23 protein-coding genes are annotated in these 26,889 nt (G+C 40.9%); 20 read left to right on the top strand and 3 right to left on the bottom strand.

Annotated elements, in window-relative coordinates; translation table 11 throughout:
* Window positions 1-5 precede the first annotated feature (5 nt).
* From VSQ62_RS25820 to VSQ62_RS25770, 11 genes are all read left to right on the top strand, one after another.
* A complete protein-coding gene (locus tag VSQ62_RS25820) occupies window positions 6-3,596 on the top strand; it encodes a DUF6079 family protein (protein WP_334637929.1) in 3,591 nt (1,196 codons plus the stop codon).
* Complete coding sequence (locus tag VSQ62_RS25815) at window positions 3,596-4,747, top strand: aminotransferase class V-fold PLP-dependent enzyme (RefSeq protein ID WP_334637928.1); 1,152 nt, start codon at window positions 3,596-3,598, stop codon at window positions 4,745-4,747. The genes VSQ62_RS25820 and VSQ62_RS25815 overlap by 1 nt, the downstream gene beginning before the upstream one ends.
* Before the next feature lie 4 nt (window positions 4,748-4,751).
* Window positions 4,752-6,485: a DEAD/DEAH box helicase gene (locus VSQ62_RS25810; protein ID WP_334637927.1), complete on the top strand. Its 1,734-nt coding sequence runs from the start codon at window positions 4,752-4,754 to the stop codon at window positions 6,483-6,485.
* Window positions 6,486-6,494: 9 nt separating this feature from the next.
* Window positions 6,495-8,288, top strand: coding sequence for an ATP-binding protein (locus VSQ62_RS25805; protein ID WP_334637926.1), 1,794 nt, complete (start codon window positions 6,495-6,497; stop codon window positions 8,286-8,288).
* Between the two features lie 16 nt (window positions 8,289-8,304).
* Window positions 8,305-9,201, top strand: coding sequence for a phospholipase D-like domain-containing protein (locus tag VSQ62_RS25800; RefSeq protein ID WP_334637925.1), 897 nt, complete (start codon window positions 8,305-8,307; stop codon window positions 9,199-9,201).
* Between the two features lie 144 nt (window positions 9,202-9,345).
* Window positions 9,346-9,855, top strand: a complete 510-nt coding sequence (locus VSQ62_RS25795) for a YkgJ family cysteine cluster protein (protein ID WP_334637924.1) — start codon at window positions 9,346-9,348, stop codon at window positions 9,853-9,855.
* A gap of 58 nt (window positions 9,856-9,913) precedes the next feature.
* On the top strand, window positions 9,914-11,314 hold the full coding sequence (locus VSQ62_RS25790; RefSeq protein ID WP_334637923.1) for an ATP-binding protein: 1,401 nt from the start codon (window positions 9,914-9,916) through the stop codon (window positions 11,312-11,314).
* 688 nt (window positions 11,315-12,002) lie between these two features.
* Complete coding sequence (locus VSQ62_RS25785) at window positions 12,003-12,326, top strand: hypothetical protein (RefSeq protein ID WP_334637922.1); 324 nt, start codon at window positions 12,003-12,005, stop codon at window positions 12,324-12,326.
* 42 nt (window positions 12,327-12,368) lie between these two features.
* Entirely contained in the window at window positions 12,369-12,671 is a 303-nt protein-coding gene (locus tag VSQ62_RS25780; RefSeq protein ID WP_334637921.1) for an ImmA/IrrE family metallo-endopeptidase, read from the top strand.
* Window positions 12,659-13,075 carry an ImmA/IrrE family metallo-endopeptidase gene (locus tag VSQ62_RS25775; protein WP_334637920.1) on the top strand — a complete coding sequence of 139 codons (417 nt, stop codon included), beginning with the start codon at window positions 12,659-12,661 and terminating at the stop codon, window positions 13,073-13,075. Before VSQ62_RS25780 ends, VSQ62_RS25775 begins: the two co-directional genes overlap by 13 nt.
* Before the next feature lie 100 nt (window positions 13,076-13,175).
* The gene (locus tag VSQ62_RS25770; RefSeq protein ID WP_334637919.1) at window positions 13,176-13,835 is read left to right on the top strand and encodes a hypothetical protein; all 660 of its coding nucleotides are present in this window, start codon (window positions 13,176-13,178) and stop codon (window positions 13,833-13,835) included.
* A gap of 92 nt (window positions 13,836-13,927) precedes the next feature.
* Here the strand turns inward: VSQ62_RS25770 and VSQ62_RS25765 are convergent, their stop codons facing one another.
* Window positions 13,928-14,269: a hypothetical protein gene (locus VSQ62_RS25765; RefSeq protein WP_334637918.1), complete on the bottom strand. Its 342-nt coding sequence runs from the start codon at window positions 14,267-14,269 to the stop codon at window positions 13,928-13,930.
* A 647-nt stretch (window positions 14,270-14,916) separates the two neighbouring features.
* On the opposite strand from VSQ62_RS25765, the gene VSQ62_RS25760 reads away from it, so the two are divergent.
* The 4 genes from VSQ62_RS25760 (at window position 14,917) to VSQ62_RS25745 (ending at window position 19,792) form a co-directional block, all read left to right on the top strand.
* The gene (locus VSQ62_RS25760; protein WP_334637917.1) at window positions 14,917-15,588 is read left to right on the top strand and encodes a response regulator transcription factor; all 672 of its coding nucleotides are present in this window, start codon (window positions 14,917-14,919) and stop codon (window positions 15,586-15,588) included.
* Window positions 15,585-16,769, top strand: a complete 1,185-nt coding sequence (locus VSQ62_RS25755) for a sensor histidine kinase (protein WP_334637916.1) — start codon at window positions 15,585-15,587, stop codon at window positions 16,767-16,769. The genes VSQ62_RS25760 and VSQ62_RS25755 overlap by 4 nt, the downstream gene beginning before the upstream one ends.
* Window positions 16,770-16,868: 99 nt before the next feature.
* Window positions 16,869-17,546, top strand: a complete 678-nt coding sequence (locus VSQ62_RS25750; protein WP_334637915.1) for an ABC transporter ATP-binding protein — start codon at window positions 16,869-16,871, stop codon at window positions 17,544-17,546.
* Between the two features lie 35 nt (window positions 17,547-17,581).
* Window positions 17,582-19,792: an ABC transporter permease gene (locus VSQ62_RS25745; protein WP_502957841.1), complete on the top strand. Its 2,211-nt coding sequence runs from the start codon at window positions 17,582-17,584 to the stop codon at window positions 19,790-19,792.
* Window positions 19,793-20,041: 249 nt separating this feature from the next.
* Here VSQ62_RS25745 and VSQ62_RS25740 read toward each other — a convergent pair whose 3' ends face one another.
* Window positions 20,042-20,737 carry a flagellar brake protein gene (locus VSQ62_RS25740; protein ID WP_334637913.1) on the bottom strand — a complete coding sequence of 232 codons (696 nt, stop codon included), beginning with the start codon at window positions 20,735-20,737 and terminating at the stop codon, window positions 20,042-20,044.
* A gap of 116 nt (window positions 20,738-20,853) precedes the next feature.
* Entirely contained in the window at window positions 20,854-21,024 is a 171-nt protein-coding gene (locus tag VSQ62_RS25735; RefSeq protein ID WP_334637912.1) for a hypothetical protein, read from the bottom strand.
* 226 nt (window positions 21,025-21,250) lie between these two features.
* Here VSQ62_RS25735 and VSQ62_RS25730 point away from each other — a divergent pair, with 226 nt between their 5' ends.
* The 5 genes from VSQ62_RS25730 to xylB all read left to right on the top strand — a co-directional run bounded on the left by VSQ62_RS25730 (window position 21,251) and on the right by xylB (window position 26,815).
* Window positions 21,251-22,162 carry a carbohydrate kinase family protein gene (locus VSQ62_RS25730; RefSeq protein ID WP_334637911.1) on the top strand — a complete coding sequence of 304 codons (912 nt, stop codon included), beginning with the start codon at window positions 21,251-21,253 and terminating at the stop codon, window positions 22,160-22,162.
* A gap of 46 nt (window positions 22,163-22,208) precedes the next feature.
* Entirely contained in the window at window positions 22,209-23,057 is an 849-nt protein-coding gene (locus VSQ62_RS25725; protein ID WP_334637910.1) for an AraC family transcriptional regulator, read from the top strand.
* Between the two features lie 115 nt (window positions 23,058-23,172).
* Complete coding sequence (locus VSQ62_RS25720; RefSeq protein WP_334637909.1) at window positions 23,173-23,790, top strand: DUF4867 family protein; 618 nt, start codon at window positions 23,173-23,175, stop codon at window positions 23,788-23,790.
* A 77-nt stretch (window positions 23,791-23,867) separates the two neighbouring features.
* A complete protein-coding gene (locus tag VSQ62_RS25715; RefSeq protein WP_334637908.1) occupies window positions 23,868-25,352 on the top strand; it encodes an L-fucose/L-arabinose isomerase family protein in 1,485 nt (494 codons plus the stop codon).
* Window positions 25,353-25,357: 5 nt separating this feature from the next.
* Complete coding sequence (gene xylB / locus VSQ62_RS25710; protein ID WP_334637907.1) at window positions 25,358-26,815, top strand: xylulokinase; 1,458 nt, start codon at window positions 25,358-25,360, stop codon at window positions 26,813-26,815.
* Window positions 26,816-26,889 lie beyond the last annotated feature (74 nt).

Genomic DNA, 26,889 nt, shown 5'->3' with positions numbered 1-26,889 from the left:
ATTCAATGAGTAAAGTAAATTGTTTAAGTGAAATAATCGGATTTGATGAAAATTATAAAAATTCGATTAATTTATATTTAAATTTGAACAACCGAGATAAGATACTTAGATATATTCCTACAAAATCGTCCATAAGCTTCTTGAATGAATATTTGACGGCTGTTAAGGACAACAAAGAACAAGCTTCTTTAATGATTGGACCATACGGAAAAGGTAAATCACACTTGCTCTTAGTGTTGTTAGCGATCGTATCAATGGAGAGAAATCCTGAAAATACAGAAGTCGTTGATAAGTTGATTTCAAAAATAAGAACAGTAGATGATATAGGAGAGGCTGCTGCTGATAATATTGAAACTATTTGGAAAGAGAAAGGTAGATTTTTACCTGTCTTGATTACGAATACGCAGGAAGATTTAAATCAGGCTTTTTTGTATGGGCTTAATGATGCATTAAAGAGAGAACATATAACAGGCTTGATTTCGGATACTTATTATTCACTTGCCATTGAGAAAATAGTCAGTTGGGAAGAGGAATATCCAGATACATATGAGTTGTTTATTCGTGCAATCAATGAATATGGTTTATCTATCGGTGAATTAAAAGCTGGTTTGGCGGCATTCTCAAAGAAAGAATTAACAATATTTACATCTGTTTATCCGCAATTAACATCAGGAAGCGAGTTTAATCCAATGGCGGTATCAGAACCGCTTCTGTTATATAAAAGCGTAAGTGAAAAATTAGCGGAGGAGTTTGGATATAGCGGAATTTACATAGTTTTTGACGAGTTCAGTAAATATATTGAGAGTCAAAGTGGCATTGCGTCTGGTACAAACATGAAATTGCTTCAAGACATGTGCGAGCTGGCAAATGATTCGTCGAATGCCCAAATTTTCATTACGATGGTGGCGCACAAGAGTATTAAGGAATATGGCAAGTATATATCAACAGAGACAATCAATGCGTTTACTGGTATCGAGGGCAGAATTATTGAAAAGTTGTTTGTTACTTCATCAAAAAATAATTATGAGCTTATCAAAAATGCCATTATCAGGGATGAAAAACGGATGAAGGATATTCCAGATTATGCATTTTATTTGGGAGATGCGAAGCTCGAAGCATTCTATCAGATACCGGCATTTAAAAGTAAGTTTGATAAGAAAGATTTCAAAAAAATTATATTTGAGGGCTGTTATCCGTTAAATCCTGTAAGCGCATATCTGCTTCTTAACATTAGTGAAAAGGTTGCACAAAATGAAAGGACTTTGTTTACATTCATATCAAATGATGAGCCTAATAGTATGGCAAGATATATTGCTAATCATAGTAGAGAAGCGCTTTGGAGTATTGGCGCAGACTTGATTTATGATTATTTTTCAGGTCTGTTTAAGAAGGAAATAATGAATGAGCATGTTCATAATGAGTGGTTAAATGCAGAACATGCTTTATCAAAATGTGTATCAGAGGAACAAAAGAAGATAGTTAAGGCATTGGCTGTTTTTCTAATTGTAAATAAGGATGAGGAAATGCCGGCAGATGAAAATACCTTGGCACTGGCAACGGGTATTTCAAATGCGAGGGATATTATTGAAGGGCTGGCTGCATCCCAAGTTGTTTATAAGAAAGGTTCAACAAATAAATTTGTTTTTAAGACCAGAGCAGGTTCTGCATTGAAGTCGGAAATCAAGAGACAGAGAAGCCTGAAAGGCGACAGGGTAAATTATGGAAAAGTATTTGAAAGCATTACGAAGAAATATTATATTATTCCCCGTAAATATAATGCCGACCATACAATGACAAGATATTATAGGCATGAATATATGTCTGCGGAAGCGTTTTTAAGGATAATGGATGCATCCGTATTATTTGAGGCTGATAGTTTTGCCGACGGGAAAGTCCTGTCCTTGTATAGTTTGGCTAAAATTGATTCTACAAAAGTAAGAAAGCATATAAAAGAACTTAACTGTGGGAAATTGATTGTAATTTGTCCCAAGATTACTTTCAATATGTTAAAGCAGGCATTGGATTATGAGATTTTACAGGAACTTAAAAACAATCGTTCTTTTATGGCCGACAATGAAATCTTAAAGAGAGAGTTACCTGTTCTTGAGGAGGATTTATCTAGGGAATTAGAAGAAGTTCTCTACGGAATGTACGAAGAAGATGATGGATGCAGGTTATTTTATTTGAATGGGGGAAGTTTGTCCGCCAAGAAGGCTAAAGAAGTGGAAAAAGTAGTGAATAGCTGTTGTAAAACTATCTATCATAAAACACCACTAATTAATAATGAAATGATTAACCGTCACAGTATTGTAACGGGGCAGACTAAAAAAGCAAGATTAAACATTATACAGGCAGTTCTTGACCATGAGGACAACGAACAGTTTTATGGAGGAACGAATCAGGAAGCGACAATTTACCGCTCTCTGTTCTGCGGAACCGGAATCAAGTCGGATATGCCAAATGTGGAGATTAAGGAAGTATTGTTCCTTATGGCGGGGTTTATTGAGTCTTGTTCTGAACAAAAGAGAAATTTAGGAAGCTTGATACAAGAACTTATTTCAGAACCATATGGAATGAGAAAAGGTGTGCTGCCTATCTATATGGGTTATTTGCTTTCACGGAGAAATGAAGATATTGTTGTATACTTTTCAGGTATGGAAGTCCAGATAACAGCAGAAATTGTAGTTAATATGTGCGAAATGCCGGAAGATTATGATTTGTTTATGTCTAAGGTTGATTTGCAAAAAGAAAAGTACATTGAAAGTTTAAATATTTTGTTCGGCGTACAGGATAACAGAAATTTATCTGTAAATCGCATTAAGAATATATTGATATGTATGCAGAGATGGTTTAGGGCACTGCCACCGATAACAAGAAATACATCTGATTTTTCAGGATATGAAAAAGCTGATGATGTAAAAGCGTATCTTGCTAAAGTTCGGAAGTTGCTGCAAAAGGTTGATTTTAACCCATATGAAGATCTGTTTGTAAAGCTTCCGGAGGTATTCCATACAGAAGGCGAATTGGAAGAAACATATATTCTGATAGATAAATGCAAGACAGCCTTTGATGATTATTTTGATTGGGAGCTGCAAATTGCGACAGCAGGAACTTGTGAAGTATTTGCAACAAGGAAGAATCAGGAGTTATATCATGTTGTGAGAACATGGTATGAGAACCAGAGCGTTATTTCTAAAAGCGGTCTGCATGGAGGACGTATAACGAATCTGATGTCTGTAATTGAAAATTTGAATGTATATAATGATACAGAAGTAACCAAGAAGCTGATAAAGGCTGTAACAGATGTATATGTAGAGAACTGGCATGATACGTCATATCAAGAGTATATACAAGTTCTGCAGACGGTTAAGCAGGAAGTAGAAGGCTTAAAAGACCAAAAAACAGACGACAAGCTGAAATTGTCTTTTGTTGCAAAGAATGGCAAGGTCATCGAAAAGTATTACGATTCTGTAACAGAAAGTACAGGAACGGTGCTTCGCAATATTATTGAAGACGCATTGGAAGAATATGATGATTTGAGCATCAATGACAGAGTGGCTATTTTGCTTGAAATGATAGAGAAGGTGATTGGTTAATGAAACAATTTACTTATTTGGATAATGCGGCTACAACATTTCCAAAACCGGAAACGGTATATGCAGTAATGGATGAAGTAAATAGAAATTATGCAGTAAATGCAGGACGTGGAGCTTATAGAAAAGCTCAGTACGTCAGTGGGATGATAGCTGAGACAAAAGAAAAGCTTAAAAATTTAGTTGGAGCAGATAAGGATGCGTCGGTTGTATTTTGTCCATCTGTAACAGTGGCATTAAATCAGATAATCAATGGGTTAGGACTCAGGGACAACAGCTATGTCTACTATTCGCCATATGAGCACAATGCTGTGGCACGGACATTGTACTATCTTGCTAAGCGAAAAAACATTCATTTAAGGGAAATACCGATGGATGATGCGACAGGCGAAATAGAGATTGACAAATTACCGTATATTTTTTGCAAAGAAGCTCCTGCAGCAGTTTTTTGCACGCATATCAGTAATGTAACAGGCTACATCCTGCCGGTGGATGAGATATTTCGTGAAAGTAAAAGATATGGAAGCGTCAATGTTCTTGATATGGCGCAATCGCTTGGTTTGATCGAGTACGATGTTCGAAAAAATAAAGGAACAGATATCATTGCTTTTGCAGGACATAAGAGTTTATATGGACCATTTGGGGTGGGAGGATTTATCAATGCTGCGCATATTCCTTTAAATGATTTTATTGTAGGAGGAACCGGAAGTGATTCATTGAACCTAGAGATGCCAAAAGGAAATGAAGCCAGATATGAAAGTGCCAGTAGTAATGTGGTAGCGATTGCTGGACTAAAAGCTGCGTTAGATGTTTTGGATGTAAAAAAGATTTACGAGCATGAAAAAATGCTGACAGAGTATTTACTAGAGAAACTGCTAACGATGCCCCACATTAAAGTTTTTTCGCCGAACGATAAAGATAGGCATGTCGGGATAATATCATTTGTGGTGGATGGATATAAGTCTGATGATGTTGGAATGATACTGGATGAAGATTATGACATTGCGGTTAGGACCGGTTATCATTGTGCGCCGCACATTCATTCGCACCTTAAAGATGAAAAGTTTTTAGGAACGGTAAGAGTTGGATTAAGCCAGTTTACTTCAAAAGAAGAACTGGATAGACTGATAGATGCGTTGAAAGAATTGGAGTGAGGCTATGTCAAATTATTTAGATTATTTATATGGTTTTCAGCACTCTGAATTACGAGGGTATGTGGGCGAGAAAATGATTGAATTGTTAGTGGAGTGGATGTCGGACACAGATACATTACTTACAAAGCAAAGAATGATAAGCATGATTGATTCTTTATATGGAACCTCTATTTTAAAGGACAGGTCATTTAGAAAAAATTTACTGCTCAATATGAGAGAATCGGATATTTTTTCGATTCGTGATGAATGTCTAACTGGAAATGAGAAACAAGAAAGCAATCCGAGGGTTTTGATTGAGGTGATATCAAAGAAGCTATGGAATAATAATCGCATTTCCTTATATCTGGCTAAGATGTGGGGGTTGTCCGAAAAAATATTTAACAAAGAGCAGGATGATACAACTGTTCTTAATGTTGTCAATGCATTAACAGAACAGTTTTATGAATTGTTGGACTATCAGTATTATATAAAACAGAGGGCGCTATATAATCTAAATTCAGGAAATGTACAAGAAAGAATGCTTATTCATATGCCAACGGGTACAGGAAAAACAAAAACCGCAATGCATATCATAACAAATTATATTGAATTTACATTACATAAAAAGGGATTGGTTATTTGGATAGCCCATACATTTGAACTGTTAGAGCAAGCCTGCAAGACATTTTATGATGTCTGGGGACATTTAGGCGATGGAGAAATCAATGTGTACAAATTGTGGGGAAGCCACACGATACAGGATATGTCAGAAGAGTTAAACGGAATTGCTTTTTGCGGCTTGTCCAAGCTTATGTCATTATATGATTCTAATCCGACATTGTTTGAGAGGTTAAAAAAGGATTGCCGGTTGTTAGTGTTTGATGAGGCACATAAGGCTGCCGCAGATAAGACAAAACGCATAATTGAAAATTTGATGCTGATGCCGCAAAGCTATGAGAATAGGGCACTGGTTGGATTATCGGCGACACCCGGAAGAACAACGGAAGCATCATATGACAATAATTTATTGACGAATATGTTTGGCGGAAAACTTATCCACATTGATGCAGATATAATAAATCAGGTAAATATGGGAAAACTTAAGGCTTTAAATTCTGTGGCGGAAGAAAATATCATTCAATATTTTCAAGAAAGAAGAATATTGTCTAAGATCATTCCAGAGCGTTTGACATATGAAAAAGAGTTTTCAAAGAATGACTTGGCAATTTTGAGTACAGCTTTAAAAGATTTGGGATATAACGAAAAAGAATACACAGATAAGCAGTTGGAAGTCCTTGCTGCCAATAAAAAACGTAATACTGCGATTATGCAAAAACTTCGAGTGCTCCATATAAAAAGGATTCCGACAATTGTTTTTGCCTGTTCCGTAGACCATGCGAAAATGTTGTCAGCAATGCTGACGCTAGAGGATATACCAAACAGCTTAGTGGTGGGCGATTTGGATACTGTTGATAGGAGAAAGGCAATTGAAGCTTTTAAAGATAGGCAGAGCAATGTTGATATTATCATTAATTATGAGGTGCTGACTACAGGGTTTGATTCTAAGAATATCAGATGTGTTTTTATTACGAGACCAATAAAATCAATCGTACTATACAGTCAAATGCTTGGACGTGGTTTGCGGGGACCATTGATGGGGGGCAATGAAAGCTGCCAATTAATAGATGTTGACGACAATTTGCAGGTATTTGATAATGAAACAGCATTTTCACATTTTAATGATTATTGGCGGGTTTAGGAGGAAAATATGGCAAATAGCATTGTTGATATAAAAAATATGGGGGATGCCCTTAGAAATACAGGATATAAGAATATTGAAAGTGCAGCGGCAGAGATTGTAGATAATTCGGTAGAGGCGAATGCTAAAGATGTCTTTATGATCATTAGTGAGTCAATCAATCCTTTGTCTGGAAGAAAAGTTGTTACTGAAATTGGATTTCTTGATAATGGAGAGGGCATGAATGTTGATATTTTAGGACGATGCCTTGGAATTGGCGCTACCACACGGCAGGCAAGAAAAGGAATGGGAAGATTTGGCGTAGGATTGCCACAAGCGTCTTTACACGCTTGTCCGGAGGTGGAAGTATACTCCTGGCAAAACGGTATTGGAAATTGTCATAAAGTATTTCTTGATATTAATAAAGTGAAAGACGGTACACAGACAGAAATTGAAGATCCAGAACTTATTAATGTTCCTGAAAAATATGCTCCGTATATATCGTATAGAACCCTGACAGAGAGCTATGACTTTACCCTGTCTGGCACTCTAGTGGTATGGAAACATTGTGACCGTGTAATACCAAGGACAAGAGGTCCGTTGACTGAGCATCTTGAGTTTGCATTGGGTAGAAAATTTAGGCATTTTATTCATGAAGGACTGTGTGAGATTAAAATAATATGCGACGAAAATCAGGAAAGCGCAATTGATGTGTTGCCAAACGATCCGCTATTTCTGATGGAAAAGAATTTGGTAATGTGTCGTCAAAGCGAAGTGAGGGAAATTTACAAATATGGTCAAGAATCAGATTTAGAGCCAGTATTTGAACTATATACAGCAGATGGTGTTGGAAGCGGTGAGGTTGATATACCAGTAAAATATATAGATAGAGATGGGAAAGTGGCTTCATCTAAGGTTATAGCGAGATTTTCCATAGTGAAACCTTATTTTTATGATCAAACAGCGTTTCCAAGCGGGAATCCCGGTTCAGCTCCATTTGGTAAACATGCGAGTAAATTAGAAGGAATTTCTATAATAAGGGCGAACAGGGAAATTGATTTTGGGAAGTTTGACTTTTATAGTGATACCAATGAACCACAGCACCGTTGGTGGGGATGTGAAATTATTTTTACGCCAGAGTTAGATGAAGCATTTGGCGTAGCAAATAATAAGCAGTATGTGGATTTAAAAAAGATGGCAGAAGCGGATATTGATTATGAAGAAGAAGTACAGCCTATGTGGAATCAGTTGTACGATGTAATTCATGAAACGATTCATGCAATGTATAAGAAGAATGAGGAAACACGAAAAAATACGCGCTCCTTCGATGACATGAATGTTCCGGCAACGCATATTATAAATACAGTTGAAACAGAAGAAGAACTGGATGAAGATGAAGAAGATGCAGCAGAAAACCCATTAGATACTGTTTCTCCGGATGAAGTTGTCCAGATAGGAAAAGAAGAGTTGGAAAACCTTGGATTTGAGAATGTAACAGATGAACAGGCATCAAATTTTTTTAATAATAAGGTTATATTTGAATATGCAAATAGGGGAGAGCGAAGTCCGGCGTTTGATTATAAGGCAGTACTGTCAACTACAGTTATTACAATTAATACAAGCCATAAGTTTTATACTTCTTTTTTGAGTAAATTATATGATTCACCAGATGCCAAAACTACATTCGAACTTTTTTTGGCTTCATTTTTCCAGTCAATACGCAAAACGAATGCGTACCAGAGTGAACAAAATGATAAGCTTATGACAATTTGGTATAACAAATTGAATAACTATATTACAGAACAGTTGAGTCCGAGGAAGTGATACAGAGGAAAAAGATATGTCAATTTTACTATCGAATGAGATTATATTAGCGGTTACAAGGGAGTTAAAAAATGCCACTGAATCGGTGCAGATTATTACAGCATACTGTAAAGAAAATGCGATCAGGCTGCTTAATAGCCACATATCAGATTGCGTGGCGGAAAAGAGGATCATGCTCAGATTCAGGCTGGATGATATCGTAAAAGGCAGTACAGATTTTTCTGTCATAGATTTTTGCAGAAGTCAGAGGTGGAAAGTTTTTATCAGGTTTGATTTACATGCTAAGACATACATAGTGGATGGAAAAAGAGGATTTATAGGAAGCGCAAATGCTACAAATGCAGGACTAAACTTGATTCGACATGGAAATATGGAATTGGGAACGTTTGTAGATGTTGATGAAGCTGATATGAAAAAAATTGAGGATTTATATACGGATGCAATTTTGATTGATGATGAGGTATATTGCAAGCTGAAAAATCAATATCTGAACTTGGCTGAGCATAGGTCTGAAGAACAGCATACATGGAGTGATGAGATTAAGAAATTATTTAATCCAAAGATTACTACATTGTTTTCGCATGAATTTCCAGATAAGGTAGATTTTAAAATAGGAGAATATATTGCTTTTTTGGATATTGTATACAGTGGTGATATGTTAATGCTAAAAGACATGTTCAGATGGAGCAATGCTTATTTATGGCTGGTGAATACATTGCAAGAACATGGAGGATGTTTATTTTTCGGTGCAATTACTGAAGAATTGCATAATGCCCTTGTTTCAGACCCAAAGCCCTATAGAAAGGATGTAAAACAGCTCTTGGCGAATTTATTGAGTATGGTAGAAGAACTGCAGATGGATGAGATAATGATTGATAAACCTAATTTCTCACAGAGGGTCCGCCTACGTTGAACAAGTGATAAAATGGAGCAGAGGGAATGGTTTATAAATTGAGAATATATGGAAAATTTTTGATTGCTTCGTTGTTGCTATACTAAAAATTGTATTTTAATTGAAATATTAGAAACTGTTTTTATGAGAGAAAGGGGAAGATGTATGCTACAACCAGACAAAGTAAGAGCAGAAGCCAAGAAAAAAGAAAACGAAAACTTTAAGTTCCGTACTTTCCTGAAATGTCATGCAGATGAGGACGAGTTAGACAGTCAATTCTTACGATTACATAAAGAACTCTTTGCAGACTACGATTGCAACCAATGCAGAAACTGCTGCAAGATGTATAAGGGGAGTATTCCGGCAGAAGATATTGATAGGGATGCACAACATTTAGAAATAACGCCTGAACAGTTTATTGATACTTACTTGGAAAAAGAAGATTATGGCATAAACTATCAGACCAAGCATAAACCATGTGATTTTTTGCAGGAAGACGGTAACTGTAAATTGGGCGATTGTAAGCCTGATAGTTGTAAAAAATATCCATATACCGACCAGCCAGAAAGATTATCAAGTTTGCTGAGTATATTGGATACGATAGAAATATGTCCAGTAGCTTTTGAAATATTTGAGAGATTAAAGCAGGAGTATAGATTTAGAACACGCAGATAAATCATTTAATGAATGTCAGAAAATTGTGTGTGGTGAATATATAATGGAGATGGGCAGGATGAATTTAAAAGATATTATTGGTGAGACAACGGATTATGATAAAAAACTTGCATTGGAAGTGAAAAGACCAAAAAGTTGGTGCAAAAGTGTCAGCGCTTTTGCAAATGGCATTGGTGGAACTTTGATTTTTGGCGTCTCAAATGATAATGAAGTAAGAGGACTTTTGGATGCAGAGAAAGATGCAGAGATTATCAGTGAGCAGATAAAGACACGCCTTGACCCGATTCCGGAATTTCATCTTAGTTTTTTTAGAACGGAAGATAATAAAACATTGATTTTGTTAAACATTCGACAGGGGGAGGAAACTCCGTATTATTATTTGGCAGACGGTGTAATGGAAGCATATGTCCGTCTGGGGAATGAGAGTGTGAAAGCAGACGCAACAGAATTAAAGCGATTGGTGCTGCGTGGAAAGAATTCATCCTATGATGCGTTGGGTACAACCTACAGCGTATCGGATTATGCGTTCAGCAAATTACGCGAGCGGTATAAAGCATGGACAGGAGAAAGCTTGGATGATAAAGAGCTGGTGTCATTTGGTTTAGTAGATGATAAGGGAAAACTTACAAATGCCGGAGCATTGCTGGCAGATGATTCGCCTATTAGATGGTCAAGGGTTTTCTGCACAAGATGGAATGGATTGGATAAGGGTGGCGGCATTATGGATGCTTTTGATGATGCAGAATATTCAGGAAGTTTAATCAGTCTTTTGAATGAAGGAGTTGCATTTATCAAAAGAAATATGAAAACAATGTGGAAAAAGACAGCCAATTCGAGGATTGATATGCCGGAATATTGTGAACGGAGTTATTTTGAAGCATTAGTTAATGCATTGGTGCATCGGGATTATTTGGTAAATGGCAGTGAAGTCCATATAGATATGTTTGACGATCGGATGGTGATATACTCGCCCGGAGGAATGCCGGACGGAACCTTGGTACAGGAACGGGTTATAGATGCAATTCCTTCGACAAGGCGCAATCCTGTTTTGGCAGATGTGTTTCAGCGGTTAGGATATATGGAGCGTAAGGGCAGTGGACTGACGAAGATAATAAATGCATACAAGAATGCAAATAATTATGATGAAAGTAAAGCGCCGCAGTTTATCTCATCAAGAGTGGAATTTACAGTTATATTGAAAAATTTGAACTATGGGGAAAACAGAGATAATAAAAGTGAAATAAATGATGTTTCACAAGCAGCTGAACAATATGTCCAACGCACAGAAGAAGTATTTCTGAATGCTTTGCGTAATAATCCGTATATTTCAAGAAAGGAATTGTCAAAGCTGTTAATGATTTCAGAAGATGGCGTGAAATATCAGCTGAAAAAAATGAAAAGTAAAGGATTGATCGAGCATATAGGTGCTTCACGGGGAGGCTATTGGGAAGTAAAATGATTTTGGCTATTGCACTCCAATTACCCCAAAACTACCCCAAAATGACTCCAAAACTACCCCAAAATATCTATGGTGTCTGAAATGGGAAAATTGAAAATGATAAAGGCATACAACAATAGAGATTGAAATGCTTTCGTGATAACACCATGATAACAAAAATTTGAAAAACGTCAGATACAAGGCGCATATCAAAGAAAAAATCACTGAAAAAGCCCTATAAATCAAGTAAAATCACACCGATTTCCCTCACAGAAAACCGTGAGGGTGGTAGAACAGTAGGTTCTGGAAGGGTTGCTACTATCATTGAGTAATTAGTAAAAAGCTAGATTTTATGGGGCTTTCCGAGAAATCGGGAAGCCATTTTTGAAATTTTGCAACAGTGAAAAAATGTAAAGCGGTGCCAAAACGGTGCCGTAAAGGATTAAAATCGTAGAAATATTACTGCATATGAATATAATGGTAATGGAAAAAATAAAAATACATGAAAGGTTTAAAATGTGTTATAATAAAAACGAGGATAGACGATATAAATAACAATACGGCATAAGTGTCGGAAAATCAGCATAAAATCAGCATAGATATATAAGAAAGTGATTGACGGGTCAATGCACTAATGCTATAATTTTTAATATTGTATATTATTTTGCTGAAGATGTTTTGTAGTGAGGATTATAAAGGAGGATGTAATATGGCTAACGTAGGAAGAAGGCTTGGCGTTAACATCAGCACGTGTATGCTGGAAGCTAACATTAGTCTTGATAGCTTTGCCAAACATTTGGGGTATTCAATTAAAGATGTGTGGAATGTTATCGAAGGAAAGGTTATAATTCCTCCAGTTGAATTAGATAAGATGGCAAGTCTTCTTAAAACAACAAAGAGTGAATTGATTAATCATGAATCGGACAGTTTGGTGCCGGATTTGCAGTATATGAAAGAGTTTAGTAATCCTGATAATTTGGATAAAATATTGGATTTGATGGATGAATATGTGGAACTTAGAGAAGCTATATAAAAGGGAAAGCTGTACGAAAGTACAGCTTTTTTGAGGTGGCAAATGAATTGGGAAAAGATAGTGGAACAAATTCCAACAGCAATAGAAAAAGTTAGAACAGATTATGTTTTAAATAACATGATAATTAAGGATGATATATTTGGAATTTTGGAAAAGCATTGTACAGTTGTATATTATCCAACAGAAAATGAAATTAACTGTGGTTTTCATACAAAGCGTTTTGTTAAAGATAAATTAGAGGACTTTGTATATATTAATACTGCAAAGACTGTTGCTGAACAAGTTTTTGCGGCTGCTCATGAGTTGGGACATGTATGGGGGGTGCTACCCAAGTGTGGGAGTTAGCTGGAGAACGAGGTGTATTAGAGAGTAAGATAGAAGAACGAATAATTAATAGATTTGCAGCGGAATTGTTAATGCCAGCAAAAGAATTTAGGAAAACTTTTTGGGTGCATATGGAAAAGTTGGGTCTTGACCCTAGCAGGCTTAGACTTGTGGATTTGATTCGTGTCATAGTGTTACAAATGAATGATTATATGGTTCCATACGAATCTGTAAGAAAGAGGGTCATTGAAACAAAAATAATCACTCAGAAGTTTGGAGATGTTCTTTTGAAGAATGAAGAAACCATATTGCCTTTGGTCAATGCTTTTTCAAAAGATCAGAATACAATGTTAGATAGAGTGACCGCTAAGAAAACAATTCCTGGTTTAAGAAATTTGTTGGAAACAGTTGAAAAGGGCAGATAATTGAGCATTTATACTATTAATAGGATAAAGAGCGACTTTGATATTGATGATATAAATGGGACTGATGATATTGTGGATATTTCTATAGAAGGAGATAAGCATGAGGAGAACTGAGGTTATTGTAGACACCTGTTTTCTTCAAAAGTTATCTTCAGAGGGAAAGGCAATAGACAATATAAAAAAGGTATTGGCTGAGTTAGAGTACATTCCTGTTACGCATCCGTATATTTATGAACATGAATTATCGTTACATTCATACTTTGTTCGTTTAGTTGAGGAAAAGTATATAAGAGTAATTCAGTATAATGAATTTCAAAAAGATGCAATTGATAAACAGTCGTATGAAGCTTATTACGGTGTACTATATGAAGATATGAGATTGGCTTTGGAAGCAATGAATAGTCTAAAGCAAGTAGAGAAATTGTGTTTACATAAAGGACAAACCATATATAATACACATAAGCAAGGTAGCAGTATGGGGGATGTTCATATGATTTTAATGGCATCCTATTTGCAGATGCCTATCTTATTAGCTGAGGATTCAGATATTGAAATGTTGCGTGATATAGCGAAAAGGCGAATGCGATTAGGTCAATATTCGTTGCAAATACTTAATGGCACTCAGCTCATAGAGGAAATTGCTAAAAAACAAAACACTTCGATATCAGTTAAAGAGATAGAATCAATTTTAAAAGCTATGAGAAAACGAGATGCTATATCAAGTATAAAGGCAGTGTGGAGGGAAAATCATACTGTTTAAAAAGGGGTAAGCAGGCTATGTAATATTAAGAGTCTTAATAGGGATGTATTTATAAAGCTCCAGTGAATGATTAAATTCCCTGGAGTCATTTTTTACCAACCTTTTATTTGCTTTACCTGTTCTGCCCGCTCTTTGTCTTTGTGGTACTGCAACTTGAACTGTATCGTTTCCACTACTTCCTTTCTAGCTTCATCGTCTAGCTGATAAAATGAAGTCAACAGGTTATCCACATCGGGCATACTGTTTTTCCCAAACAGATACATAAGTGGATATAGGGAATTTTTCAGATATACCTTTACCCGGTTTCCGTCAAGAGCGCCATTTAGTCCATCGGGGAGCGTGAGATATATTTCTTCTTCGGTAATAGCGCTGGAAAATGGACTGGCGGCGCATATCTCATTCACATTAATTTCTAATTCGTTTGCCAACCGCAAGGCGTGACATTCCCGGCTTTCTTCCCGCGTGTTCTGGGCGGAAGTCCTTTTTCGGCACGGTAAAGGCGAAGATAGCCGTCCACGGATGATATTACCTTTGTATATAGATTATATCATTGTGTCCAGTTTTTGCATCCCTGTATCCAGTTTTAGTTTACCACTTCACCCAAGGCAAACATAAGAATTTATCCTTTTTTGCGTTTACTGCTACGCCAAAGGCAACTACACTGGAAATATTTGGACAGGAACAGGGGGACGGATCGCTTCATCCGTTTCATGTATATAGCAACGAGATAGGCGATTGAGGAGAAATTTATTTTATCAAGAGTTGCATCCTTATAATATCGGTCAGAAATCACAAATAATTGTGGAGACATTCAGAGATACCACAAGGCATTTAATGTGCTGATTGTAGCAGAAAAGTATCAGACAGGATTTGATGAGCTGCTTTTACATACAATGATTTTGGACAAGAAGTTAAAGATTAGTCATTAAACTGTCATTTATATTTGCTATAATATATAAGATGTTTACTTATAATAGCAAACTTCCTAAGCGAACAGGTAGTGTTGCCGTGGGTGAAATACATCTTATTGGACATTATTAGCCAATCCAACGAATATAAACAGAAAAGGTGGAAATCTGCTATGGTTGATTTATATTATATCGAAGATGACCCTAATATTGCATCTGCTGTAAAAGAATATCTGGAGCAAAAGAATTTTAAGGTAACGATTTGTGCGACGCTTGCACAGGCAAGACAGATATTAAGAGACCATGTTCCGGCCTTTGTCTTGCTGGACTGGAATATGCCGGATGGGCATGGAGACAGTTTATGTCAGTGGATTCGCAGTAATTGGAAGGAATTGCCTATTATATTTCTTACTGTTCGCGGAGACAGTGCGGATATTGTTTCGGGGTTTAAAAACGGTGCGGACGATTATGTAGTGAAGCCATTTGAATTAGAGGTATTGTATTCAAGGATTCAGGCGCTGCGGCGCAGAATAGGAAATGAAGCGGACCAATATCTTTCCTGTGCCGGTATTATTATTGACCAAAACCGCCATACAGTTTCCTGCCATTCTGAGGAAATATCGCTAAGCGCAGCGGAATATCAGTTGCTTTTGTATTTGATGCAAAATAAGGGGAGAACGATTACCAGGGAAAAATTACTAGAGCAGGTATGGGATGTAAATGGAAACTATGTGAACAATAATACCCTGACGGTTACCATGAAACGGCTGAGGGATAAGCTTTACCAGCCGAGATGTATAAAAACGGTCAGAAGTGTAGGATACCGCATGGAGGATGACATATGAGCGGAAAAAAGAATATGTTAGTTACACTTGGATTTGTATTATCTGTCAGTCTGATTGCCGCTGCTGTCTCTGCCTTGTTGGTCTCTCGCCATTGCAGCCGGCTTCAGTTTGACTTGTTAAATGCAGTATGCGGTGAAGTGGCGGAGCAGGTGCCTGAGGCGAAAAAAATGATTGCTGCGGCATTAAAAGCATATACAGAGGGAATTCCTGACGATGCCATGGAAGCTGATGTTTTATCTGAATTGGGATATCATATATCTGATTTTTCGAATTTTACTTATGAAAAAAATGTTTTATTTGTAATAATGGGTTTTATGCTGGGACTTTTACTTTATTTTTTTACTTATTCATATCGGAATAAAATAGAAACAGCGCGTATTTGGGCGTTAGCGGAGTATCTGGAACAGGTGAATATTGGAAAAGCGGTCATTCTCTCCACGTCTGGGGAGGATGATTTTTCTAAACTGGAAGATGAGATATATAAAACAGTGACATTTCTCTATCAGGCGAAGGAATCTGCGGTGCGGGCAAGGAATGATTTCGCAGAGAATCTGGCCAATATTGCACATCAGATTAAAACCCCGATTACTGCTATTTCCCTGTCTGTCCAGATGGTGAAGCAAGAGCCTGAAAGTAGACATTTGGAACAGGTAGAGAAACAGCTCTTGCGGCTGACTCATTTGGAGGAAGCCCTGCTGGTCTTATCACGGCTTGATGCAGGAACATTGCTTTTACAAAAGAATGAGGTAGATGTCTTTACTCTTCTTGTCCTTGCAGCAGATAACCTGCAGGAACTGTTTGTCAGTTCTGGCACTTCCATAGATATATCAGAACTGGGTGAGATGCTTGTTATTGTTGATTTGGATTGGACCATGGAGGCAATAATGAATGTAATGAAAAATTGCATGGAGCATAATCAAGGGGGAACCATCCATTGTTCCTACGCACAGAATCCACTATATACAGAAATTCTGATATGGGATGAGGGGGCGGGATTTGCAAAAGAGGATATTCCGCATCTCTTTGAGCGATTTTATCGCGGACAGAATGCAGGGGCAGGTGGTATTGGAATAGGATTGTCCCTGTCAAAAGAAATTGTCGAACGCCAGAATGGAACCATACGGGCAAAGAATAAGCCGCATGCCGGCGCATTTTTTGAGATTCGTTTTTATGGTCACTGAGTTGTAACTTTCGTTTGCTATACTGTTAATGGAGAGTACCTTGTCGGTGCGGCAGTCATGGAAATTGCAGAGATATGCAGAAGAAAGGAGAAGTACAGAATGGAAATTTTGAAATGTGAGGGCGTCAGAAAGGTATATGGTTCCGGCGGCAATCAAGTAACAGCACTGGATGGGATTGATCTGTCTGTTGGCAAAGGGGAATTTGCGGCAATTGTCGGAGCATCCGGCTCTGGTAAGTCTACTCTGCTGCATATTCTCGGCAGTGTGGATAAGCCTACGGACGGGAAGGTTATCATAGACGGAACGGATCTTTTAAAACTAAACCAAACACAGGCAGCAATTTTCCGGCGCAGGAAAGTAGGACTTGTATACCAGTTTTATAACCTGATTCCTACTCTCACAGTGCGGAAGAATATCCTCATGCCTCTTGCCCTTGACAAGAAAAAGCCAAATCAGGAATATTTTGAGAAGGTTATCCGTACTCTGGGCATTGCTGAGAAGCTTGATGCTTTGCCAAGCCAGTTATCCGGCGGCCAGCAGCAACGGGCGGCGATTGCACGTTCACTGATTTATCGTCCGGCGCTGCTTCTGGCGGACGAGCCAACTGGAAATCTGGACAAAAAAAATTCAAAAGAAATTATTGATATGTTAAAGCTTTCCAACCGTAATCTGGAACAGACAATTTTATTGATAACCCATGATGAAAATGTGGCCTTGGAGGCGGAACGGATTATTACGGTTGAAGACGGACGTATTATCAGTGACGAGAGGAGGTGAAAACGCTGTCCCTAAACGCGTGGCAGCAACGTAATATGTGGAAAGATTATTCATTGGGTTATATAAAAAACAACCGTTCATCCGGCGTATCTGTTATGATAGCGGCATTTATTTCATCCCTGCTTTTATCTTTATTGTGCAGCTTGTTTTATAATTCATGGAAATATGAGGTTGAGAGGATTGAACGGGAAGAAGGCAGCTGGCAGAGCCGGATCGTTGGGAAACTAGCGGAGGAGGATATAGAGACCATAAAAAATTTTGCCAATGTAAGGGATGCAGTGGCAAATAGAGAAGGATATGAAGGAGCGGAAGCTACGGTAGATATTTATTTTGATGATATGAAATATGTGTTTTCCGACACTTCCCGCATTGCGAAACAAGTTGGGGTCTTGCCGGAAAGAATTAACTATAACTATGAACTTCTGGCAATGTATCTGATTCGCGGGCCAGGTGATACCGCCCCTCGGCTGTTGTTCCCCATGTTTATAGTGATAATGTTAACGGCGTCGTTGTCGCTGATTATCGTTATCCATAATTCTTTTGCGGTATCCATGAACGCAAGAATCCATCAGTTTGGTATTTTCTCAAGCATTGGCGCTACGCCCAAGCAGATTCGCGCGTGTCTTTTACAGGAAGCGGCTGCTCTATGCGCGGCCCCGGTTCTTGTTGGAGACCTGTTAGGCATAGCAGGAAGTATGGGACTTGTGCATATGACAAATGCTGTGTTGGGCAGCGATATTGATGGCCGGCATAAATCAGTTTTCGGCTATCATCCGTTGGTTCTGGTGCTGACATTGCTCGTAACCGTCATAACCATATGGATCTCCGCATGGCTGCCAGCCAGAAAGTTAAGCAGGCTGACACCGCTTGAGGCGATTAAGAATACCGATGAATTACAGTTGAAGAGGAGGGCTCCGCATCTGCTTATGCTGATCTTTGGGGTGGAGGGAGAGCTGGCTGGCAATGCATTAAAAGCACAGAGAAAGGCTTTGCGGACGGCTTCCTTATCCCTCATATTTTCATTTATGGCATTTTCTGCCATGCAGTGTTTCTTTTCTCTTTCTGGAATCAGCACAAGAGAAACCTATTTTGAAAGGTATCAGGAAGTATGGGATGTAATGGTTACTGTAAAAGATACGAAAGTGGAGGATTTTGAGGAAACAGAAGCGGTTCAGAATCTGGATGGGATAGAAAGCGCCATCGTATATCAGAAAGCATCAGCCAGGAGAATCGTCACAGAGGAAGAAATGAGCGAAGAAATGAAATCCTTTGACGGATTCTCTCATGCTTCCGGCGATTATGTAACGAAGGTTTCTGGAGGGTGGCTGGTAAATGTGCCGATTGTGATACTGGACGATAACAGTTTTTGTGCATATTGTGAACAGATAGGAATCCCTCCGCGGCTGGACGGGGCAGTGATATTAAACCAGATCCGTGATGTGACCAATCCTGATTTCAGGCATCCTGATTTTGTGCCTTATATCAGAGAGGAAAGGGCTGTAAGCACTCTCAAACAGAGAGATAATGAAGAAATGACAGCAGAGATACCGGTGCTGTCTTATACAGAAACCCCTCCCGTTTTAAGGGAATCATATGCAACGCTAGATTATTATGAACTGGTGCATTTTATCCCGGTATCCTTATGGAGGGAGATAAAAGGGCAGATAGGAGGAGCAGAAGAAGACAGTTATATCTGTGCCAGGGGCAGAGAAAATGTGACGTTGGAAGAGTTAGATACGCTGCAGGATGAGATGAAACAGCTTGTCAGCGGGAAATATACCATAGAATATGAAAACCGTATCCGGGAATATGAAACAAATAATAAGGAGATACAGGGAATGATGACACTATTCGGCAGCTTTTGTGTTTTGCTTGCTATCATTGGCATTGGCAATGTATTTTCCAATACATTGGGGTTTGTACGTCAAAGGAAAAGGGAATTTGCCAGATATATGTCCGTTGGGCTGACGCCGAAGGAATTCAAAAAAATGTTTTGCATAGAAGCGCTGGTGATAGCCGGAAGGCCGGTCCTGATCAGCATTCCGCTTGTGATTATTGCAGTAGGATATATGCTGCAGAAAAGCTATATGGATGTGGGGAGATTTATGGACGAGGCCCCAATCATTCCGATTATTATATTTATGCTGGCTATTTTAGGTTCTGTGGCTCTGGCATACTATCTGGCATGGCGGAATGTGCGTAAGATTAGTCTGGCGGAGGTTCTTAGAGACGATACGATGATGTAAAAATACCTGGCAGTAATGAATTTTCCCGACGGAACAATGGGGGAGGTCATCAGCCGGCGCCTGTCCGGCTGCAGTTCAAATTATTGATAACTAGTACACCGAAAAATAAGTTCCTAGCCATATAACGCAGAATGTTTTTCATATGCAAGGCGAAGGAATGAGGCGTAGTGGGCGCTACGCCGATTGACGACAACGACGCAGATGGAAAATCAGGCAAGTTATATGGCTGGTTACTTATTATTCGGTGTACTAGGTTCGCGCCCGCTGTTTGCGCTGGACTTCAAATATATTTTGCATGATCTTCCCCTGATCTTCTTCCGTAAGTTCTAAGAATTGACATCCATATTCGTATTTTTGTCTGTCTTTTTCTATAACACGCAGTACCTGACAGAACATCGCAGACTCTGGACGGTCTTCTATCAGTTTTACTTTCAGTAAGAATTTCTCTCCTTCATGGTATTCGTATTCTGAACTGACACAGGCTCCGCCGACGCTGATATTCAGCAATGTACAGGGGCGTTCTCCCATTGCCAGCCCGCTGAACATGGTAATGGTGGCGTCAAGATTCGTGTCCAGCCGAAAGAAGGCGCGGTCGTTTGCGGTTCGGATTACCGTTAATTCCTCGATCTGCCATATATGTTTGGGAAGGGGAGTGATCATTCCTTCCATGTGGACAGCTTTTCGGTTATGGTCGTTATATCCGCGGATTTTGACATGGCGGGGTTCTTCCTGCTCAGGAAGTTCTATTTCAGAATACTGATGCAGTTCAGCTTTTTTTCCGTGCAGTTCCATCAGCTTTGCCACAAAAAGTATCTGGCCGGTATCCGTTGTTACTTCTACCCGCATACCAGAGTAAATCCCGAATTTGTCTGCCGTGTTTGCTTCGTTGGTTTTTGGAGACGGCCGTTCTTTTGTTTTTTTGTTGAATAAGTTTAATAAACTCATAATATTCCTCCTAAGGCTCTAATTTATTTTATATATGAACTTATCCCGATCTTTTCATGAAACATTTGGCTCTTATCCTCTGTATACACATTCCGATAAGTCGCCACTTCTAAGAGTTAGCCTAATTCCAGGGCGGCTTCTGTTAAGGTCATATTGCTGATATCGGTATCATTTACCGTGGTCTTAGGCAGCATGCGGTCTGTATCGGCAAAGAAACATAGCGCAGTGTACCCGCCCGCAGATAAGAAGAGGATGATCAGAACTATCAGGGATCGTTTTATTTTCATTATGTTGGTCTCCGTACTTGTGAAATTATGGTAACAGTTCAGACAGGGCTGTGCACCTGATATACTATATGACGTTTATATTATAGCTCGGTGTGTGATTTATTTCAAGTTACTGTTGACTTCCCCAAGGGGGGGCTGCTCCTGGCTGCAATTCATCTCTATATTCTTGAGATGTCGCTTTAATGGGTGTATGATATAAGCAAGACGTCATAAGGAGGAAGGGCAGATGACAGAAAAGATGCAATCAGAGATTATCATCATAGGAGCGGCGATCGTAGACGTATTAGTCCGTCCGGCAAGTGAGGAGGTATTCCAGACTGGATCTTACGGGGCTGAGGATATCCGTATGTCGGTAGGGGCGGACGCACTGAATGAGGCGACCGTGCTTGCCCGTCTGGGGAAACGGGTGCGTCTTGAGACGGTACTTGGGAATGATCATACCGGAGATTATATTATCAGGCATTGCGAGAGGGAAGGAATTGAGCTTGCGGCAGGATGCCGGAGGGAGGAACTTGTAACAGGGATCAATGTGGTGCTTGTTGAGAGGGACGGCAGACGTAATTTCCTGACAAATGACAGGGGGAGCCTGCGGAAGCTCTGTCTTGAAGATATTCATATGCCCTTTTCTGAGAGCGCGAGGATTGTCTGCTTTGCCAGCATCTTCGTATTTCCTCAGATCGGGGCGAAAGAACTTCGGAAGATTTTCGTGCAGGCGAAGAAGCAGGATAAGATCATATGTGCGGATATGACGAAATGCAAGAGGGGCGAGACGGCAGAAGAGATGGCGGAAGCATTTGCGTATATTGATTATCTGCTGCCGAATGAAGAAGAAGCGATGTTAGTTACCGGGAAAGGAACTGCGGCAGAGGCGGCAGAGGCATTGCTTGCAGCGGGAGTGGGAAATGTGATCGTCAAGTGCGGCGGGAAAGGATGCCTTGTGAGGAACCGCAAGGAGTCCTTTATGGCGCCGGCGAAGGCGGGAGCCGAGTGTATCGACACGACAGGAGCAGGGGACAGCTTCGTGGCAGGTTTCCTATATGCATTGTCAGAAGGGCGTGCCTTGCGGGAGTGCGTGCAATACGCCAATGAGTGCGGCGCAAGGGCAGTCGGCGTCGTGGGAGCTACGGAGTGGCTGTGAGTTTACAGTAGTTTGAGGGTGTGGGTTCAGAGAAGGAATCATAGATATGAAGCAACAGAAAGATATAAGCAGGGGGTATTCTCATGAGATTATTATGCCAAATGATGATATCCCGTTCAAGATGTTCCTGTTCGAGGGGAAGGACGGCAATTATATCCGTGAAAAGCACTGGCACAGATCGGTCGAGATCTTTGCCCTCTTTGAGGGAGAGTTGGAATTTTATGTCAATGAGGTGCGCTATCCGTTGAAACCAGGGGAATTCATGCTGGTGAATTCCAATGAGATTCATTCCATTTTCTCGCCAAGGGAGAATCAGACGGTAGTGCTGCAGATACCCCTTACTACATTCAAGAAATATTACACGGATGAGAAATTCATCTATTTTTCCCATAGTTCTAGGCTTCAGGATGAAGAGGTGATGCATCTGATCCGGGAAATGTACCGCACATATGTGGAGAAACCATGTGGCTATGAGCTGAAGGTGCAGAGCCAGTTCTATATGCTGGTGTATATCCTTGTGACGAAGTACCGTAAGACGGATGTGAATGAGGAAGTGATCCGGAATAACCGGAAGCTGGACCGGCTGTCGGTAATCACGGCTTATATGAAGGAGCATTACAGGGAAGATATCTCCCTGGAGAGCCTGGCAGAGAATTTCGGATATTCACCGACTTATTTGTCCAGGATGTTTCAGAAATACGCCAAGACCAATTATAAGATATATCTGGATAATATCCGGTTGGAGCATGCGGTGAAAGAGCTTATGAACACAAGGATGCCGATCGGAGAGATTGCATATGGCAATGGATTCCCCAACAGCAGGGCATTTGCGAAGGCATTCAGGAAGAGATATGGGATGCTGCCGAGCGAGTACAGAAAAATGATGATAGGATAAAAAGACAAAAATATGCTATAAAAGGGCTAATTATTGAGTTGTATGCATGTAAAAAAGTTGATAAAATGACATTAACTAATTTGTAAACCAGTAACATGATGAAGGAGAGAAAGATATGGAGATTCAGAAAGTAACGGATGCTGCTTTTCGTGCATATGGGAAGGTCCTTGAAGGGTATGATTTCTCTGAACTGCTTAAGGTGATGGAGCAGCAGCCTTGTCCGATGGATGATGTGGTCTATGTGCCTTCTGCAGAAGCGTTAGAAGCAGTGCCGGCGGCGAAGGAGCTTGCGGTGCGTGCATACGGCGGACTGCCTATCCAGGTCGGGTACTGCAACGGGTACAATAAGAAGCTTAATGCGGTAGAGTATCATCGTTCTTCGGAAGTGGATATTGCACAGAGCGATCTGATCCTTCTGCTTGGAAGGCAGCAGGATATCGAGGCGGATCATACTTATGATACCGCGAAGATCGAGGCGTTTTATATGCCGGCGGGGACGGCGGTAGAATTGTATGCGACGACGCTTCATTACGCGCCTTGCAGCGCAGGGGAAGAAGGGTTTCGTTGTGTGATCGTACTGCCGAAGGATACGAATCTGGAGCTTGATTTTGAGCCGCGTAAAGACGGAGAGGATAAGCTGATCACGGCTAAGAACAAGTGGCTGATCGCCCATGAGGATGCGAAGATTGCGGGCGCATTCTGCGGGCTGAAGGGTGAGAATATAACATTATAAGACGGTCTGCAGGAATATATGCGGGACACAAGAAACATATTAATTTAACATATTTAATTTAAGGAGGAACGATAATTATGAACAACATGCCAGAATTGAAGATCGGTGTAGTGGCGGTAAGCCGCGACTGTTTCCCGGAGAGCCTGTCTGTAACGAGAAGGGCGAACCTGATGAAAGCTTATACGGAGAAATACGGACAGGAAGGAATCTATGAATGTCCGGTTTGTATCGTAGAGAGCGAGATCCATATGGTACAGGCATTAGAGGATATCAAGGCGGCAGGATGCAACGCATTGGTCGTATATCTTGGCAACTTTGGACCGGAGATCTCAGAGACTCTGCTGGCAAAGCATTTCGAAGGACCGAAGATGTTTATTGCGGCAGCAGAGGAGCGCGGCGACAATCTGGTTCAGGGCCGCGGCGACGCATACTGCGGTATGCTGAACGCAAGCTACAACCTGCAGCTTCGCAATATCAAGGCATATATCCCGGAATATCCGGTTGGAGATGCAGAGGAATGTGCGGATATGATTCACGAGTTCGCGCCGATCGCAAGAGCGATCGTTGGATTAAGCGAGCTTAAGATCATCAGCTTCGGCCCAAGACCGCTGAATTTCCTTGCATGTAACGCACCGATCAAGCAGCTCTATAACCTGGGAGTTGAGATCGAGGAGAATTCAGAGCTTGACCTGTTTGAAGCATTTAACAAGCATGCAGGAGACGAGAGGATTCCGGCGATCGTAAAGGAGATGGAAGAAGAGCTCGGCGCAGGCAACAAGAAGCCGGAGATTCTTGAAAAGCTTGCCCAGTATGAACTGACGTTGAAGGATTGGATCGAGGCGCACAGGGGATACCGCAAATACGTTGCACTTGCAGGAAAGTGCTGGCCGGCGTTCCAGACACAGTTTGGTTTCGTTCCGTGTTATGTCAACAGCCGTCTGACCGCGCAGGGAATTCCGGTATCCTGTGAGGTGGATATCTACGGAGCTTTGAGCGAATTTATCGGAACGGTAGTAAGCAATGACGTAGTGACGCTTCTTGATATCAACAACTCTGTACCTAAGGATATGTACGAGGAGGATATTAAGGGCAAATATAATTATACACAGCAGGATACTTTCATGGGCTTCCACTGCGGCAATACTGCATCTAAGAAGCTGTCCTTCTGTGAGATGAAATATCAGATGATCATGGCAAGAGCGCTGCCGGAGGAAGTAACGCAAGGGACGCTGGAGGGAGATATCGTTCCCGGAGATATCACGTTCTACCGTCTGCAGAGCACAGCGGATAACAAGCTCCGTGCATACATTGCGCATGGTGAAGTCCTCCCGGTTGCTACCCGGTCATTCGGAGGTATCGGTGTATTTGCGATCCCGGAGATGGGAAGATTCTACCGTCATGTTCTGATCGAGGGAGGCTACCCGCATCACGGCGCGGTTGCATTCGGACATCACGGCAAGGCTCTCTTCGAAGTATTTAAGTACATTGGCGTACCGGTAGAGGAGATCGGATACAACCAGCCGGCAGGCGTGAGATATCCTACCGAGAATCCGTGGAGGTAAAGAGAATGTTGTATATAGGTGTAGATTTGGGAACATCTGCGGTGAAGCTGCTGCTGATGGACAGCGAGGGAAAGATCCAGAAGATCGTATCCAGGGAATATCCGTTATATTTCCCGCACCCGGGCTGGTCAGAGCAGAAGCCTGAGGACTGGTTTGAACAGTCCATGGAAGGAATCAAGGAGCTGGTCAGCGAATGCGATAAGAGCCAGGTTGCGGGAATCAGTTTCGGCGGGCAGATGCATGGACTGGTAGCGCTTGATAAGGATGATCGCGTGATCCGCCCGGCGATCCTGTGGAATGACGGAAGAACCGGGGAGGAGACGGATTATCTGAATCAGGAGATCGGCAAGGATAAGTTGTCGGAGTATACGGCCAATATTGCGTTTGCAGGATTTACAGCGCCGAAGATTCTCTGGATGAAGAAGCATGAGCCGGAGAATTTTGCAAAGATCTGTAAGATCATGCTGCCGAAGGATTATCTGGCATACTGTCTGTCAGGATCATTCTGCACGGATGTATCCGATGCGTCCGGTATGCTCCTTATGGATGTGAAGAACCGCTGCTGGTCTAAGGAAATGATGGATATCTGCGGGATTACCGAAGAGCAGCTTCCGAAGCTCTATGAGAGTTATGAGGTGGTCGGAACCCTGAAACCGGAGATTGCAGAGAAGCTTTCATTATCCGCGGAGGTGAAAGTTATTGCCGGGGCAGGAGACAATGCGGCGGCGGCAGTGGGAACCGGCACAGTCGGCGACGGAATGTGTAATATTTCGCTGGGTACGTCTGGAACGATCTTCATTTCAAGCAAGACTTTCGGCGTAGATCAGTATAATGCACTGCATTCATTTGCGCATTCAGACGGGCACTATCATCTCATGGGCTGCATGTTAAGCGCGGCGTCCTGTAACAAATGGTGGAATGAGGATATCCTGAAGACGAATGATTTCGCGGCGGAACAGGCGAACATCACGAAGCTTGGAGAGAACCAGGTCTTCTATCTTCCGTATCTGATGGGAGAGCGTTCACCTCATAATAATCCGGATGCGAGGGCGATGTTCATCGGTATGTCCATGGATACGACAAGAGAGGATATGACCCAGGCGGTATTAGAAGGCGTGACATTCGGGCTTCGTGACTCACTGGAGGTTGCGAAGAGTCTTGGGATCAAGATCGAGCGGACGAAGATCTGCGGCGGCGGAGCGAAGAGTGCGCTGTGGAAGAAGATTCTTGCCAATATTATGAACCTTAAGGTAGATGTGATCGAGAGCGAGGAAGGACCTGCCCTTGGCGGCGCTATGCTTGCCGCGGTCGGATGCGGAGAGTACCCGGATGTGGAGACTGTCGCGAAGAAGGTCGTTAAGGTTGTGGATACGGTAGAGCCGGAGCCGGAGCTGGTAGCGAAGTATGAGGAGAGATATCAGAAGTTCAGGAAGATCTATCCGACGGTGAAGGGATTATTTTAAGTATATACAGAGGCTGTGAAGAGTCGTTTCGTGCGGCTATTCACAGCCTCTTTTGCAGAGTTACTTTGTAAATC

Origin of the sequence: Sporofaciens sp. JLR.KK001 (assembly GCF_036941055.1) — a bacterium.
GTDB lineage: Bacteria > Bacillota > Clostridia > Lachnospirales > Lachnospiraceae > Sporofaciens.
Note: the sequence above shows the minus strand (reverse complement) of the source record. Positions and strands in the feature narration are given on the sequence as shown.